Genomic DNA, 14,310 nt, shown 5'->3' with positions numbered 1-14,310 from the left:
CTGAAGGATGCGATTTTACCGCGTCCGGCCAAAGCGCGGACGCATTCGCTGCGCTGCGTAGGCAAACGCGTGATGCCAGCGTCAACCGCTCACTCGTTGGCGATCGCCAGCGCCACGAGCAGCAGCACTGGCAGCACCACGCACCAGAACCCCGTGCCGTGATACGCGAAGCCGCCGAAAACGGCCCCGACAGCGAACGCCGCCAAGGCGGGAATCATCTTGCGCAGACGCGCTCGCACGGCGTTGTCGTCGCTGCAATGACCGCTCGCCAACTCGACGATATCGATCACGATTTGCGTAGTGTTGCCGGTCATGATCGTGGTGGGGGCCAGATCGGCGAGCACCAGGCGCCCGACGGCATTCTGGATCGCGAGGGCAGCCACGCCGAACATGCCCGACAGAATCGCCAGCGGCGCATCGGCCGAGATGATGGGTTGTGCCGCCATGCCAACGATCATGAAGCCGAGCAGCAGCAACGTTTGCACCACGAGCAGCCGCCGCAGCGGCCGTCGTTCCGTTCGCGAGAAGCGCTGCACCACGAGTTTCACCAGCGCGACGACGATGACGAACACGGGCAGTGCCAACAGTTTGGCCAGCACGCCGACATGGGTGCTCGCGACCAACTGCACGCCGATCATCACGAAGTTGCCGGTCACGTGCGCGGTGAACAGTCCGAACAACGCGATGAAGCCTACGACGTCGATATAGCCCGCCACGAAGGCGAGTGTCATGCCGATGGCCGTGGGTTTGGCAAAGTGGCTCACCCACGTGCGCGCAACGGTGGCGGCCTCGGTCGGCGTGGGGATGTGGCGGGGGGCACCCATGGCAGCTCCTCTGTCGACTTGCATGGCAGGTTTTGCGCATCCGGTTCGGCATGCGAGGCAAGCGCAGGCAGGCACGGTGTGCGAGTGAAGCATATCACCGCCGTATGCGGGACGATCGCGCGGTGACACCGCGCAGCGTCGATCCCGCAGGCGATCGCGTCACCGTTTCCGTGAGGCGTCGGCGTGCCCGGCGAGAATGTTTCGGGGCTGATAGCATGTCTTATCGCACGTTTCGAGTGCGCTCACCGTCATGCCAAACTTCGAGGAGCCTTCCGATGTCGATCTCTCTTTATCGCGCCACCGTCCCGGTCTATCTGCGTGGCCTGACCGTCATGGCCGACTACCTGCAGAAGGCGCGCGCGCATTGCGAAGCGAACGCGCTCGACCCGGCGACGATTCTCAAGGCGAAGCTCGCCCCCGATATGCTCGACTTCGTGGCGCAAGTGCAGCGCGTGAGCGACACGGCCAAGTTCGCGGTCGCGCGAATCACGGGCGTGGAGTCGCCGAAGTTCGACGACAACGAGACGACGTTCGACCAACTGCGCGATCGCGTCGCGAACACCGAGGCGTTTATCGCCGGTATTCTCGAAGATCGATTCGATGGGGCCGAGTCGCGACAGATCACCCTGAAGTTCAAGGACCATCAGACGACGATGGACGCGGTCGACTATCTGTTGAAGTTCGCATTGCCGAACTTCTATTTTCATGTCACGACCACGCACGACATTCTGCGCGCGCAAGGCGTGGCGGTCGGCAAGGCGGATTATCTCGGCCCGTACGAGACGCAGAAAATCTGACCGGCGCGTGCCGATTGGCAGCGCCGGCGGGAAACGCGCCGATGCGGGCTGACTAAAGCCGCCGCGTCAGCGCGTGGAGCCGGCACGATGCAAGCGCCTCTCGTGCATCAGGGAAGGGACGACGGCAGAGACGGCAGACGCGGTTCCATCATGGCGAGCACCGTGCGCGCGGCTTCGTCCGACGAGGCCGGATTCTGGCCCGTGACCAGCCGGCCGTCGCCGACCACATGCGATTGCCAGTTGTCGGCCTTCTCATACAACCCGCCCAGCCGTTTGAGTTCGTCTTCAACCAGGAACGGCACCACGTCGGTGAGACCGACGGCGGCCTCCTCCTCGTTGGTGAAGCCTGTGACGTGGCGCCCCCGTACGAGCGGCTCACCGTTCGCGCTGCGCACCTGACGCAGCACCCCCGGCGCATGGCAGACGAAGCCGATGGGCTTGCCGGCGCGCTCGAAAGCTTCGATCAGACGGATGGAGTTCGGGTCTTGCGCGAGATCCCATAGCGGGCCGTGGCCGCCGGGGTAAAAGACGGCGTCGTAGTCGGTGACCTTGACGTCGGCGAGCCGGAGGGTGTTCGCCAGCGCCTGCTGCGCGACCGAGTCTTCACGGAAGCGTCGCGTGGCATCGGTCTGGGCATCGGGCTCGTCGCTTTTCGGATCGAGCGGCGGCTGGCCGCCTGCGGGGGACGCCAGCGTGACCGCCAGTCCCTCGTCGATGAACACGTAGTACGGTGAGGCGAATTCTTCGAGCCAGAAACCGGTCTTCTTGCCCGTGTCGCCGAGGCGGTCGTGCGAGGTCAGCACCATCAGGATGTTCATGAATCGTCTCCTTGTCGAGTCGGCCATTCGGGCAATTCTACCCGTCATCGGGCACGCTCGCCCGCGACGGGCTCGCGCGCGTCTCTTGTGAGCAAAATTCGCAGAAAGCGGTGATCGAATTCGATTTGCGGAGCATCGGACGTCCGCTATGCTTGTGCGGATGCCGGCACCGCCCGCCGCCATTCAGCCCACGCAAGACCCTACGACCCGGCGGCGACTGCCGTCCTCAGGAGCAAGACATGCAATTGATCGGAATGCTCGATTCCCCCTACGTGCGCCGCACGGCGATTTGCCTGAAGTTGCTGGGCCTACCGTATGCGCATCACGCGCTCTCCGTGTTTCGAACGTTTGACGAGTTTGCCGAGATCAATCCGGTCGTGAAGGCCCCGACGCTCGTGACCGACGACGGCACGGTGCTCATGGACTCCACGCTGATCCTGCAATACCTGGAGACGCTGGTCGATCCGGCGCAGCGGCTTGTACCGAGCGATCCTGCCGAGCGTTTGCGCGCATTGCGCCTGACGGGCCTGGCCTTGGCGGCGTGCGAAAAGTCGGTGCAACTGGTGTACGAGCGCGAACTGCGTCCGAGCGAGAAGCGGCACGTCCCGTGGACCGATCGCGTGCGCAAACAGGTGCATGCAGCCTTTCACGCGCTGGAGGTCGAACTGGCGCAAGTGCCTATCGTGGCAACGCCGGACCGGATCGGCGAGCACGGCGTGACGATCGCCGTGGCATGGCGGTTCCATCACCTGTTGGTGCCGGAACTCGACTTCACGGCCGAGTTTCCGGAAGTCGCCAGCTTTTCCGTGCAGGCGGAAGCGCTCCCGGCGTTTCTCGAAACACCGCCGACCTGACCGACACGGCGGCGGCACACGCCCGGCGCCGGACGGCTTGCCGTCCGGCAGGCGGGGTCAGCTCTTGAGCCGGTAACCGGTCTTGAACATCCAGGCGACGATGCTCAGGAAGACGGCGAGGAAAACGAGCGTCATGCCCAGACTCACCCCGACGCTCACGTCCGCCAGCCCGTAGAAGCTCCAGCGAAAACCGCTGATGAGATACACAACCGGATTGAACAGCGTGACGGTACGCCAGAACGGCGGCAGGATGTGCGTCGAGTAGAAGCTACCGCCGAGAAAGGTGAGCGGCGTGATGATGAGCAGCGGCACGAGTTGCAGTTTCTCGAAGCCGTCGGCCCAGATGCCGATGATGAAACCGAGCAGGCTGAACGTCACGGCCGTGAGCACCAGGAACAACACCATCCATATCGGATGTTCGATGCGCAGCGGCACGAACAACGCGGCCGTGCCGAGCATGATCACCCCGAGCACGATCGACTTGGTGGCTGCCGCGCCCACGTAGGCAATCACGATCTCCATATACGACACCGGCGCGGAGAGGAGTTCGTAGATCGTGCCGGTGAAGCGCGGGAAATAGATGCCGAACGACGCGTTCGTGACGCTCTGCGTGAGCAGCGAGAGCATGATGAGGCCCGGCACGATGAACGCGCCGTAAGGCACGCCCTCGATTTCGGGAATGCGCGAGCCGATGGCCGCACCGAACACCACGAAGTACAGCGAGGTCGAGATGACCGGCGAGATGATGCTCTGCATCAGCGTGCGACGCGTGCGCGCCATCTCGAAGTTGTAGATCGCCCTGACGGCGTAGAAATTCATGGCGCGGCTCATCCTTCTTTCCTGTGCACGAGCGAGACGAAGATATCTTCGAGCGAGCTTTGCGTCGTATGCAGATCCTTCACCGAGATACCGGCGCGTTCCATGTCGCGCAGCAGGGTGGCGATGGACGTCTGCTCGATGTTGGCGTCATAGGTGAAGACGAGTTCGGTGCCGTTGGCGTCGAGCGTGAGGCCGTAGGCAGCCAGCGCCTCGGGCACGGCGCTGAGCGGCTCGGTCAGTTGCAACGTGAGTTGCTTGCTGCCCATGTGCCGCATCAGCTCGGTCTTCTCCTGCACGAGCGTGATCTGCCCGCCGGTGATGATGCCCACGCGATCGGCCATCTCCTCGGCTTCTTCGATGTAGTGCGTGGTGAGGATCACGGTCACACCGGTCTCGCGCAACGAGTTCACGAGACGCCACATGTCGCGACGCAACTCCACGTCGACCCCGGCGGTGGGCTCGTCGAGGAACAGCACGCGCGGCTCGTGCGAGAGCGCCTTGGCGATCAGCACGCGCCGCTTCATGCCGCCCGAGAGCTGCATGATGCGACTGTCCTTCTTTTCCCACAGCGAGAGCGAGCGCAGCACCTTTTCGATGTGCGCCGGATTTGCGGGCTTGCCGAACAGGCCGCGCGAGAACGAGACAGTGGCCCACACCGACTCGAACGAGTCCGTGGTCAGCTCCTGCGGAACCAGCCCGATGGCCTCACGCGCGGCACGGTAGTCCGTGACGATATCGTGACCGTCGACGGTGACCGTGCCCGAGGTCGGACGCACGATGCCGCAAATGGTGCTGATGAGGGTCGTTTTGCCGGCGCCGTTCGGGCCGAGCAGGGCGAAGATCTCGCCGCGCTGGATTTCCAGATTGATGTTCTTGAGCGCCTGGAAACCGGTCGCGTACGTCTTCGACAGATTCTGGATTGAGATCACGGATGGCATGGCGGCGACGATAGCACAGGCGTGAAGAACTTGTTGGGCACGCCGCGCGGGCGCAAAAAAGCGGGCAGCGGGGCCGTCGTCGGCGCCGATACCCGCCCACAGCAACGAAGCGAGCGGCCGGACAAGTGCCCGGCGCGCGCCGATACCTCAGCCCTTCGGCATTTCTTTCGGCACGATCACCATCCAGTTCATGCCGAAGCGGTCCTTGACCATGCCAAACGTCTTCGCGAAGAAGGTCTCGCCGAGCGGCATGTTGACCTCGCCGCCGTCGGCGAGCGCGTGGAAAGCCTTCTCGGCCGCGGCCACTTCAGCGAAGTCGACCGACAGCGAGAAGCCGTCGAACTTGGGCTTGCCGCTCACCATGCCGTCCGAGGCCATCACCATCGAATCGCCGAGGGTGAATTCGCCATGCATGATCTTGTTCTCACTTCCGGGCGGCAGCATCCCCGACGGGCACGGCTCAGGGCTCTCGCCGTAGCGCATGAGCATGCCGCGCTTCGCGCCCAGCACTTTCTCGTAGAACGCAATGGCTTCTTCGCAACGACCTTCAAAAAACAAATAGGAATGGACTTGCATGGAACGCTCCTCTCGATTCGGATAAAGGGGGGGGGCGTGGCGACACCCCGGCAGACAAGGATTACGGTGCGAACGTCATGGGTACCGACGCGTGCTCGTGCACCACGCGCCAGCGACCTTGCGTCTTGCGATAGCCCACGGTCGCGCGCACGGTGGCGCCGTGCGTCTGTCCGTCGGGGCCGGTGTTGCGAACCACATTCACACTGTGGCTGAACGCCAGATCGCCGGCGTGCACGAGATGCCACTGCGTGACTTCGAAATGGATTGGCCCGACCGTGTGGCCGAACCAACCCTCGAGCAGACGGCGATACGCCTCGGTGCCGCGATGCTCGATGGGCGGCATCACGTCGAACACGACGACGTCAGGGTCGTAATGATCGAGCAGCGTGCCGACCGACTTGCTGCGCACGGCGTCGAGCCATGCCGAATGAATCGCCCGAATGGCGGCTTCGTCGCCGTGTGCAGGATACGTCTCAACCATAGTGCCTCCTGATGTAAAGCGAGTGACTTCTGGTGGGGAACGGCAACGGCGACGATACGCCCCTGCCGCCCGGTACATCGAGACATGATGCACCGCAACTTGTCTTTGTGGACAGTGTACACAAACAATAGCAGACATAATGGACACTGTCCACAAGGGGTTGTAATGACTGAACAGGTAACAACGGCCGGCCCGGCGCGCACGACATATCGACATGGCGACCTGCGCCGGGCGTTGCTCGAGGCCGGGATTGCGCTGGCACGCGAGGGCGGGCCGGATGCGGTTGTCTTGCGCGAGGCGACGCGCCGCGCCGGGGTCGTGCCGAATGCGGCGTACCGGCACTTCGCGAATCGTCAGGATTTGCTCGACGCCGTGCGCTCGGCGGCCCTGGCCGAATTGGCGGTGGCCATCGAACTTGAGTTGGCGGCACGGGAGACCTCGGCGCTCGACATGGTTGCGCGCGCCCGCGCCGGGCTGCGTGCTGTCGGCATCGGTTATCTGCACTTCGCTCGCGCGCATCCGGGGCTGTTTCGAACGGCCTTTTCTCCGTCGGAGAATGTGCGTTCGGCGGCCGATCCGGCCAAGGCGGGGGCGAGCGGTCTCAACCCGTTCGAACTGCTGGGGGCGGCGCTCGACGGTATGGTCGCGGCCAAGCTCATCGACGCGGCACAGCGACCCGGCGCGGAGTATCTGGCCTGGGCGGCCGTGCATGGATTGTCCGTGCTGGTCATCGACGGCCCGCTGCGCGATCTGCCCGACGATCAGGTCGACGGGTTGGGGCAGCGCCTCGTCGCAATGGTCGAGCGGGGGCTATCGCAAGGGGGGGAGTGTCAGTGAGGCGCAGACAGCCGCAATGGTCGTCGCGTGGGGCATTTGCCCACCGACTTCAACAGATGGCAACGCAACATTAAATCGCCGTCAGACGTGGTGTCAGTAAGTCGGCGAGCCAGTTCATGAACACCTGGGCGCGCCGGGGCAGGTGACGGCGGTTCGCATACAGCAAGGTGACCGCCAGCGGCTGCGCTTGAAACTCCGGCAGCACGGCTTGCAGCGTGCCGTCGGCCAACAGCCCTCGCACGCCGCTCTCGGGCGCCTGAATCAGCCCGAGTCCGGCGAGGCACGCCGCTTGATAGGCGTCGGCATTGTTCACGGTCAGTACGCCTTCCATTGGCCACTGCGCATAGCGTTCGCCGTCGAAGTATTCCCAGCCCACGGGGCGAGCGCCCAGCGTCGTCGCGTAATGGATCAGTCGATGCGAGCGCAGGTCGTCGAGCGAGCGCGGTATGCCGTAGCGGGCGAGATACGCCGGGCTCGCGACGTTGATCTGCCGCATGTGGCCGAGCGGTCGCGCGATCAGCGTCGAATCGGCGACGGCGCCCACGCGCAGCACGCAGTCGAATCCTTCGCGCACGAGATCGACACGCCGATCGGTGCTCGACAGTTCAAGGCGCAGGGCCGGATGTTGCGCCAAGAAGGCGGGCAGTTGCGGAATGACGGTCGTACGCGCGAGCGTGGCAGGCAAATCGACGCGCAGACGGCCTGTCAGCGCTTCGTCGCGCGCGACGAACATCGTCTCCCACTCTTCCATGTCGGCGAGCAAATCCTGGCATCGCTCAAGGCACGCTTGGCCATCTTGCGTGAGTTGCACGCGTCGTGTGGTCCGATGCAGCAGGCGCGTGCCCAGCTTGGCCTCCAGTTGCTTGATGGCATTGGAGACGCTGGCGCGAGGCAGGCCAAGACTGTCGGCGGCCTGCGTGAAGCTGCCGGTCTGCGTAACACGCACGAAGATGCGCATGGCGTCGAGCTGATGCATGGTAAGCGACGGTCGATCCAATCGTTGATTGTTATGGAAATTTGATCAGTGTAATCAATTATTGCGGGTTTATTGGTGAAATTCGTTGCAATAACCTGTTGAACATACCGCCGCACCTCAACCTGCCGTCTGTCACCGACATCGAACGGCACGGGTGTCGATGGGGTTCAACAGGGCGTTGCCAACCGGCAAGGCCCAACGCCTTCAGGAGAAATACCATGACTCGCAAAATCGTTCTCATCACCGGTGGCAGCCGCGGCCTGGGCCGCGCGTCGGCGCTCGCAGCGGCACGTCGCGGAATCGACGTCATCCTCACCTATCGCAGCCAGCGCGCGGAAGCCGACGCGGTGGTGGCTGAGATCGTCGCGCTGGGTGCGAAAGCCGTGGCCTTGCCGCTCGACGTGTCGGATGCCTCGCAGTTCGGCCCGTTCGCCGCGCAAATCGGGCGCGTGCTGGGCGATGTCTGGCAGCGCGATACGTTCGATTTCCTCGTCAACAACGCCGGAACGGGCTTGCACGCGCCATTCGTCGAGACGACCGAAGCGCAGTTCGACGAGCTCGTGCGGCTGCACCTGAAGGGACCGTATTTCCTCACGCAGACGTTGCTGCCGCTGATCTCGGACGGCGGACGCATCCTGAACGTCTCGAGCGGTCTGGCGCGATTCTCGCTGCCGGGCGCGTCGGCCTACGCGATGATGAAGGGCGGTATCGAGGTGTTTTCGCGCTACCTGGCGAAGGAGTTGGGCGCGCGCGGTATTCGGGCCAATACGGTGGCGCCGGGCGCCATCGCGACGGACTTCAACGGCGGCACGGTGCGTGACAATCAGGGCGTCAATCAGATGGTGGCCGCGAACACGGCGCTGGGCCGCGTGGGCGAGGCCGACGACATCGGCGGCATTGTGGCGGCGCTGCTGGCCGACGAGACCGGCTGGATCAATGCCCAGCGCATCGAGGCGTCGGGCGGGATGTTCGTCTGACGGCCGACGGCCTCATGGGAGCCTCAGTGAGGGGGCGGTGAGGCATCAGTGAGCGGGACGGCGTGAGCGCATCGAACCGGACCAGGCCACGGCGCCGACGATGCACACACCGCCCGCGGCCATCTTGAGCGTGGGCGAGGTGCCGAACAGCGCCCATGCGAAGGCGATGGCGTAGACCGGCTCGAGGGCGATGACGACCGCGGCCTGGCTGGCTTTGACGGTGCGCAGCGCATGGATGAACAGCGTGTAGGCGAGGGCGGTGCACACGACGCCGAGGCATGCGAGCCACCCCCATTGCGTCGCGGGGAGCGACAGTGCCTCGCGCCAGGTGAACGGGCCGAGCACGAGCAGGATGCCGAAGCATTGCCACCAACTGGCCTGCAGCGGCGAGACCTGCGCGCCCAGCACGCGATTGGACAGGGCGATAACGGCGTAGAGGGCGCCGGAGAACACTCCCCACGCGAGACCGACGGTTGCCCCGGCGCGCCAGTCGAACGCCGGGGTGACGAGCGCCAGTCCGACGCACACGAGTGCGATGACGCCCGCGTCGCCCAAGGTGGGGCGCTCGCGACGCAATGGCCATTCAAGCAGGATCACGAACGCCGGGAAGCAGGCGAAGCCGAGCGTGCCGACGGCAACGCCGCCCGCTTTGATCGCCAGGAAGAACGCGAGCCAATGCGCGCCGAGGAGCCCGCCGGCGAGGATGAGTCGCAACGCCGAGGCGGGCGAGAGCCCGCGCCACGGCGCGCCGCCCGCGACCCGCGCGGCACTGCGCATGCCCGCCAGACCTGCGAGGGCAATGACGCTCAGCGCAAGCCACGAAAAGAGGCCGCGACCGAAGACGATCATCGCGCTGCTCGCGGCAATGTGCTCGCCGAACAGTGCCGAAGCGCCGAACAACATGGCCGCGACGTGCAAGGCGATCTGCTGGCCGGCCCCGCCGTGCGGGGGCTGGCCGGCGTCGGACGTCGCGAACGTAGCGGGGGACGCGGCCTCAGGCATCGCCGGAGCGGTCGGGCACCGGGACGGCCGTGGTGTACAAGACCTGCTTGAGCGCGAAACTGGAGCGAATGTTGCGGATGCCCGGGATGCGGGAGAGCCGATCGGTGATGAGCGTCTCGTAGGCACTCATGTCGCTGACCATAACGCGCAGGAGGTAATCGGCGTCGCCCGACATCAGGTAGCACTCCATGACGTTGGGCAATGCGGTGACGGCCGTTTCGAACGCATCCAGACCGTCGCGATTCTGGTTTTCGAGCGTGACGTGGATGAAAACGTTGATGTGCAACCCGAGCCGGGACGGATCGAGCAGCGTGACGCGCTGGCGAATGTAGCCCGCCGCTTCGAGCGCTTTCACGCGCGCCAGGCAAGGCGACGGCGAGAGGTTCACGCGCGAGGCGAGTTCTACGTTGGTGAGGCGGGCGTCCGCTTGCAGCTCCCGCAAAATCTTCAGATCAATGGCGTCGAGGTCCATACCACATTGCACGCGCGCCCCGGATGAGGGTCGGCGGTCCAGTCAATTAGCCGCTCGGTCGGCGACAGTGCCGCAATACTAGCCTATTTGACACGGTTTCCGATGCGCCGGTCAGACCACCGCCCCGAAACCACCGCCGCGGCAACTGTCCGGCAGCGTCGTTTGCCAACATTCCCTTCCTGTATGGGATGGAAATGTTGTATTTCCGTGTTGTCCCGCGACGCCGATCTTCAACACTTGTTGACGATACGTGAACGTTTGTTAATATTCCGATCTTTGAATGAGAATGTTAACGATTCGCATTCAATAAATATTTCAAATCGTCACTCGGGATTTGCAGCATGACCTTCGCTTACCATCACGGCGCCTCGGGGGAGGCTGGCCGCACCGCTACGGGCAACGTCGTCGTTCCCCGAAGCCGTCTGACGCCGCTCGCGCTGGCCGCACTCCTGGCCTTTGTCGCCGCACCGGCCATCGCCCAGTCGATGGCGGCCACGTCCACGGATGGAACGACAACCGACGCCGATGCCCAAGCCACGCTCCAGGCCACAACGGTGACCGGCTCGGCCCTGCGTGAAACGCCGCAGAACCTCAAGCAGCCAGTGCAATCCGGCGCGCTTGGCTCGCGCAGCCAGCTCGATACGCCGTTCTCCACAACGGTGGTCAGCCAGGAGCAGCTCGAACAACGCCAACCCGCGAAGCTTGGCGACGTGTTCTCGACCGACGCCTCGGTGACCGACGGCAGCAACGCCTTCGATGCCTGGGCCGGCTACATCTATGTGCGCGGCATGCCGATCGACTGGCAATCCGGCTTCAAGCTCGACGGGATGCCCGTGATGACCTACGGCGTGACGATGCCGTACGAGCAGTTCGACCGCTTGGAACTGCTCAAGGGGTTGTCCGGTTTCATGTACGGCTTCGTTGCCCCGGGCGGTGTCGTCAACTATGTGACGAAAAAGCCGACGGACGAGCGCATCGCCAGCATCGATGTCGGTTTCCATTCGAACGGCATCTGGCGCGAGCATGTCGATCTCGGGGGGCGTGCCGGGCCGAACGACATGTTCGGCGCCCGGCTGAATTACACGCACGAGGAAGGCCGCACCTATTCGGACGGCAATCTGAATCGCGACACGGTGTCGCTCGCGCTCGACGCACGTTTGACGCCCGACCTGACGTGGAACTTCGGCGCGATGTACCAGGATCGCCGGGCGACAGGCACCACGCCCTCGCTCTCGACGGCGTCCTTCCAGGGCCATCAGTTGCCGGGGCCGATCAATGTGTCGAACGCGAAACTTCAGACGCAGGCCACGCATCTGAACACCATCACGCAGTTCTACACGACCGGCCTGCAATATCAGTTGAATCCGGACTGGAAGGTGTCGGCCAACTTCGGCTACAACAAGTCGACGCGCGACCGTAACGAAGCCACGCTCTATCTGCTCAACGGCGCAGGCGACTTCCGTGGCCTGAACGATCTGGGCGACGAAATCAATACGTTCCACGCGTGGCAGGTGGCGGCCGAGGGCAAGGTTCGTACGGGGCCACTCGCGCACCGGCTCACGTTCGGCTACGCATCGCAGTATCAGACGAACGACTACGCGTATCTGTACAGCCCGGTCACCGCGAACGCGTATGTTCCCTTCTCGACATACTCGGGCAATCTGTACCAGGGGGCGTCGTATCAGTTCTTTGGCGACGGCTCGACGCTCCAGGCGCAACGCGCCAGCGCCATTGAACAGCGCTCGGTCTTCGCCTCCGACACGGTACAGATCACGGATCGACTGTCGGTGCTCGGTGGCGCGCGCTTCACGAACTACAATCAGACGAACGCGCTAGGGATCTCGACCTACTCGACGAACGGTGTGTTCACGCCGACGCTCGCCATCATGTACAAGCTCGCGCCGAACACGATGACGTACGCCAGCTATGTGGAAGCGCTGGAGGCTGGCGAAGTGGTGGGGGCGACCTACGCCAACGCGGGCGCGGTGCTCAACCCGTTCAAGAGCCGTCAGTACGAGGTTGGCGTGAAGACGGAACAGGCCACATGGAGCACGACGGCGGCGCTCTTCCGCATTGAACGGGGTGCGGTATACACGAACAGCGCCAACGCGCGCGTCTCGGATGGCCAGTCGATCTACCAGGGGATCGAGTTGGCGGGGGCGGTGAAGCTGGGGCCACGGTGGACGCTCGGCGCCAGCGCCATGGCGCTCGATAGCTGGTACGCCCGTACGAACGGTTTCGACGGCAACCGGGTGGGCGGCGCGCCGCGCTTCGTGCTCTCGGGCAACGTCGAGTACAAGGTGCCTTACGTGCCGGGTCTGTCGGTCGGGGGCGATATTCGCTACAACGGTCGCACGGCGCTCAATCCGCAGAACTCGCTGACCGTCTCGGGCTATACGTTGATCAACCTCGGCGCAACGTACCGCACGCGCGTCGCAGGCAAGGACGTGACGCTGCGCGCGGCGGTGAGCAACCTGACCAACCGCAAGTATTGGGAATATCAGTACGACAACTACATCAAGCCGGCCGACCCGCGCATGGTCAGCCTGAACGCGAAGATCGACTTCTGAGCGACGTCGGACACCTGGCGAGATTTGGCCATTCATGGAGCAGCGGCTCGCAAGATTCGCTGTTTGTCTTCTTGGGCGCCGTACATGGGAGGGGGTGAAGTGGCGTCCCGGCTATGGCCTTCATTGAAAAAATCCATCGATCGATCCGATAAAACGGCTTGACTATCTATCTACTGATAGATAAAGTTCGTTTCATGAATCGCACACACACATCGCCAACGACACCGACGGTCAAGGAACAACTACTCGAGCATGCGCAGCGGTTCCTGATGACGCGGGGCTACAACGGCTTCAGCTATCGGGACCTCGCTGAGCAAGTCGGGGTCAAGACGTCGAGCATCCACTATTACTTCCCGGCCAAGGAAGATCTCGTACTCGAAGCCATCAAGGCTTACGACGCGTTGATCAAGGAAGGGCTGGCGGGCATCGACGAGGCACTGCCGCCTGCGCAGAAGCTGGCGTTGTACGCGCGAGGATTCGGGCGCATCGCGGCCGACGGGCATCGGATCTGTCTGTGCGGCATGCTGGCGGCCGACATCGAAACGCTGCCGGAGACGGTTCGCGAAGCGGTGCAGCGATTCTTCGCGTATCACGAAGCGTGGTTGGCACGTGTGCTGGCCCAGGGCGTGGCAGACGGTTCGCTCACGCTGACGTCGTCGCCCGATAGTACTGCGCGTGCGCTGTTTGCCGGGTTTCAGGGGAGCGTGATGGCTTCCCGTTTGTTCCGGGCGCCGTCGCGCCTGGAGGATGTGGTGGCGTCGGTGTGCGGCGTCGCTTGAGTTGACGCCGGCTCGCACGAGCCGGCCAGCGGATGTCAGAGGGGTCGTCGGGCCGGAAGGCAACACCGGGAAGGTGTGCCGGGCTGGGGCGATCGAAGTTTGGAAGTGAAATTCTCTACTCACCAGGAGTTCGTTATGTCGATCGAAAAAGTGCTGTACACCGCCCATGCCACCGCGACCGGAGGCCGTGATGGCCGTGCCGTGTCGTCCGACGGCGTGCTTGACGTCAAGCTGGTTGTACCCAAGGAAATGGGCGGCGCGGGCGTTGGCGGCACGAATCCGGAACAACTGTTTGCCGCGGGTTACTCGGCCTGCTTCCTGGGCGCGCTGAAGTTCGTGGCGGGCAAGGAAAAGATTGCGCTGCCCGCCGACACGAAGATCGACGGAAGCGTCGGAATCGGCCAGATCCCGACGGGCTTCGGCATTCAGGCGGAACTGAAGATCAGCGTGCCGGGCGTGGATCGCGCGACGGTCGAAGCGCTGGTACAGAAGGCACACATCGTGTGCCCGTACTCGAACGCCACGCGTGGCAACATCGACGTGACGCTGACGGTGGTCTGAGTTCGTGGCGTTCCCGGTCTCACGCGCAA

The 14,310-nt window shown here is 64.0% G+C and carries 16 protein-coding genes; 7 read left to right on the top strand and 9 right to left on the bottom strand.

Annotated features, from left to right (window positions below):
* Positions 1-89: 89 nt before the first annotated feature.
* Entirely contained in the window at positions 90-824 is a 735-nt protein-coding gene (locus OYT13_RS17600; RefSeq protein WP_017235241.1) for a YoaK family protein, read from the bottom strand.
* A 275-nt stretch (positions 825-1,099) separates the two neighbouring features.
* Here OYT13_RS17600 and OYT13_RS17595 point away from each other — a divergent pair, with 275 nt between their 5' ends.
* A complete protein-coding gene (locus OYT13_RS17595; protein ID WP_017235242.1) occupies positions 1,100-1,621 on the top strand; it encodes a DUF1993 domain-containing protein in 522 nt (173 codons plus the stop codon).
* A gap of 107 nt (positions 1,622-1,728) precedes the next feature.
* On the opposite strand, the gene OYT13_RS17590 is transcribed toward OYT13_RS17595, so the two are convergent.
* The gene (locus OYT13_RS17590; RefSeq protein ID WP_017235243.1) at positions 1,729-2,439 is read right to left on the bottom strand and encodes a type 1 glutamine amidotransferase domain-containing protein; all 711 of its coding nucleotides are present in this window, start codon (positions 2,437-2,439) and stop codon (positions 1,729-1,731) included.
* 239 nt (positions 2,440-2,678) lie between these two features.
* Here OYT13_RS17590 and OYT13_RS17585 point away from each other — a divergent pair, with 239 nt between their 5' ends.
* Positions 2,679-3,293 carry a glutathione S-transferase family protein gene (locus OYT13_RS17585; protein ID WP_017235244.1) on the top strand — a complete coding sequence of 205 codons (615 nt, stop codon included), beginning with the start codon at positions 2,679-2,681 and terminating at the stop codon, positions 3,291-3,293.
* Positions 3,294-3,350: 57 nt separating this feature from the next.
* Here OYT13_RS17585 and OYT13_RS17580 read toward each other — a convergent pair whose 3' ends face one another.
* The 4 genes from OYT13_RS17580 to OYT13_RS17565 form a co-directional block, all read right to left on the bottom strand.
* A complete protein-coding gene (locus tag OYT13_RS17580) occupies positions 3,351-4,112 on the bottom strand; it encodes an ABC transporter permease (RefSeq protein WP_026132215.1) in 762 nt (253 codons plus the stop codon).
* 8 nt (positions 4,113-4,120) lie between these two features.
* Complete coding sequence (locus tag OYT13_RS17575) at positions 4,121-5,050, bottom strand: ABC transporter ATP-binding protein (protein WP_039830619.1); 930 nt, start codon at positions 5,048-5,050, stop codon at positions 4,121-4,123.
* 147 nt (positions 5,051-5,197) lie between these two features.
* Positions 5,198-5,626, bottom strand: coding sequence for a VOC family protein (locus tag OYT13_RS17570; protein ID WP_017235247.1), 429 nt, complete (start codon positions 5,624-5,626; stop codon positions 5,198-5,200).
* Between the two features lie 61 nt (positions 5,627-5,687).
* The gene (locus OYT13_RS17565) at positions 5,688-6,107 is read right to left on the bottom strand and encodes a YybH family protein (protein WP_017235248.1); all 420 of its coding nucleotides are present in this window, start codon (positions 6,105-6,107) and stop codon (positions 5,688-5,690) included.
* Between the two features lie 165 nt (positions 6,108-6,272).
* Here OYT13_RS17565 and OYT13_RS17560 point away from each other — a divergent pair, with 165 nt between their 5' ends.
* Positions 6,273-6,944 (top strand): TetR/AcrR family transcriptional regulator, encoded by a 672-nt coding sequence (locus OYT13_RS17560; RefSeq protein ID WP_017235249.1) that lies wholly within the window; start codon positions 6,273-6,275, stop codon positions 6,942-6,944.
* Between the two features lie 70 nt (positions 6,945-7,014).
* Here the strand turns inward: OYT13_RS17560 and OYT13_RS17555 are convergent, their stop codons facing one another.
* Entirely contained in the window at positions 7,015-7,920 is a 906-nt protein-coding gene (locus OYT13_RS17555) for a LysR family transcriptional regulator (protein WP_017235250.1), read from the bottom strand.
* Between the two features lie 218 nt (positions 7,921-8,138).
* Between OYT13_RS17555 and OYT13_RS17550 the strand changes: the two genes are divergently transcribed.
* Entirely contained in the window at positions 8,139-8,897 is a 759-nt protein-coding gene (locus tag OYT13_RS17550; protein ID WP_268566725.1) for an SDR family NAD(P)-dependent oxidoreductase, read from the top strand.
* Positions 8,898-8,942: 45 nt separating this feature from the next.
* Here the strand turns inward: OYT13_RS17550 and OYT13_RS17545 are convergent, their stop codons facing one another.
* Both OYT13_RS17545 and OYT13_RS17540 read right to left on the bottom strand, forming a co-directional pair.
* Complete coding sequence (locus tag OYT13_RS17545) at positions 8,943-9,899, bottom strand: DMT family transporter (protein WP_261938170.1); 957 nt, start codon at positions 9,897-9,899, stop codon at positions 8,943-8,945.
* Positions 9,892-10,371 (bottom strand): Lrp/AsnC family transcriptional regulator, encoded by a 480-nt coding sequence (locus OYT13_RS17540; RefSeq protein WP_017234283.1) that lies wholly within the window; start codon positions 10,369-10,371, stop codon positions 9,892-9,894. Before OYT13_RS17540 ends, OYT13_RS17545 begins: the two co-directional genes overlap by 8 nt.
* A 341-nt stretch (positions 10,372-10,712) precedes the next feature.
* On the opposite strand from OYT13_RS17540, the gene OYT13_RS17535 reads away from it, so the two are divergent.
* From OYT13_RS17535 to OYT13_RS17525, 3 genes are all read left to right on the top strand, one after another.
* A complete protein-coding gene (locus OYT13_RS17535; protein WP_268566724.1) occupies positions 10,713-12,941 on the top strand; it encodes a TonB-dependent siderophore receptor in 2,229 nt (742 codons plus the stop codon).
* 194 nt (positions 12,942-13,135) lie between these two features.
* Positions 13,136-13,720 carry a TetR/AcrR family transcriptional regulator gene (locus OYT13_RS17530; RefSeq protein WP_026132008.1) on the top strand — a complete coding sequence of 195 codons (585 nt, stop codon included), beginning with the start codon at positions 13,136-13,138 and terminating at the stop codon, positions 13,718-13,720.
* A 135-nt stretch (positions 13,721-13,855) separates the two neighbouring features.
* Entirely contained in the window at positions 13,856-14,281 is a 426-nt protein-coding gene (locus tag OYT13_RS17525; protein ID WP_017234280.1) for an organic hydroperoxide resistance protein, read from the top strand.
* Positions 14,282-14,310 lie beyond the last annotated feature (29 nt).

Origin of the sequence: Pandoraea sp. XJJ-1, from assembly GCF_026802345.1 — a bacterium.
Lineage (GTDB): Bacteria > Pseudomonadota > Gammaproteobacteria > Burkholderiales > Burkholderiaceae > Pandoraea > Pandoraea cepalis.
The sequence above is the reverse complement of the archived record's forward strand: the minus strand, read 5'-3'. Positions and strand labels throughout refer to the sequence as shown.

Excerpts from the sequence above, each read along its gene's own strand:
- OYT13_RS17600 (WP_017235241.1), bottom strand. The coding sequence starts at position 824 with ATGGGTGCCCCCCGCCACATCCCCACGCCGACCGAGGCCGCCACCGTT.
- OYT13_RS17595 (WP_017235242.1), top strand. The coding sequence starts at position 1,100 with ATGTCGATCTCTCTTTATCGCGCCACCGTCCCGGTCTATCTGCGTGGC.
- OYT13_RS17590 (WP_017235243.1), bottom strand. The coding sequence starts at position 2,439 with ATGAACATCCTGATGGTGCTGACCTCGCACGACCGCCTCGGCGACACG.
- OYT13_RS17585 (WP_017235244.1), top strand. The coding sequence starts at position 2,679 with ATGCAATTGATCGGAATGCTCGATTCCCCCTACGTGCGCCGCACGGCG.
- OYT13_RS17580 (WP_026132215.1), bottom strand. The coding sequence starts at position 4,112 with ATGAATTTCTACGCCGTCAGGGCGATCTACAACTTCGAGATGGCGCGC.
- OYT13_RS17575 (WP_039830619.1), bottom strand. The coding sequence starts at position 5,050 with ATGCCATCCGTGATCTCAATCCAGAATCTGTCGAAGACGTACGCGACC.
- OYT13_RS17570 (WP_017235247.1), bottom strand. The coding sequence starts at position 5,626 with ATGCAAGTCCATTCCTATTTGTTTTTTGAAGGTCGTTGCGAAGAAGCC.
- OYT13_RS17565 (WP_017235248.1), bottom strand. The coding sequence starts at position 6,107 with ATGGTTGAGACGTATCCTGCACACGGCGACGAAGCCGCCATTCGGGCG.
- OYT13_RS17560 (WP_017235249.1), top strand. The coding sequence starts at position 6,273 with ATGACTGAACAGGTAACAACGGCCGGCCCGGCGCGCACGACATATCGA.
- OYT13_RS17555 (WP_017235250.1), bottom strand. The coding sequence starts at position 7,920 with ATGCATCAGCTCGACGCCATGCGCATCTTCGTGCGTGTTACGCAGACC.
- OYT13_RS17550 (WP_268566725.1), top strand. The coding sequence starts at position 8,139 with ATGACTCGCAAAATCGTTCTCATCACCGGTGGCAGCCGCGGCCTGGGC.
- OYT13_RS17545 (WP_261938170.1), bottom strand. The coding sequence starts at position 9,899 with ATGCCTGAGGCCGCGTCCCCCGCTACGTTCGCGACGTCCGACGCCGGC.
- OYT13_RS17540 (WP_017234283.1), bottom strand. The coding sequence starts at position 10,371 with ATGGACCTCGACGCCATTGATCTGAAGATTTTGCGGGAGCTGCAAGCG.
- OYT13_RS17535 (WP_268566724.1), top strand. The coding sequence starts at position 10,713 with ATGACCTTCGCTTACCATCACGGCGCCTCGGGGGAGGCTGGCCGCACC.
- OYT13_RS17530 (WP_026132008.1), top strand. The coding sequence starts at position 13,136 with ATGAATCGCACACACACATCGCCAACGACACCGACGGTCAAGGAACAA.
- OYT13_RS17525 (WP_017234280.1), top strand. The coding sequence starts at position 13,856 with ATGTCGATCGAAAAAGTGCTGTACACCGCCCATGCCACCGCGACCGGA.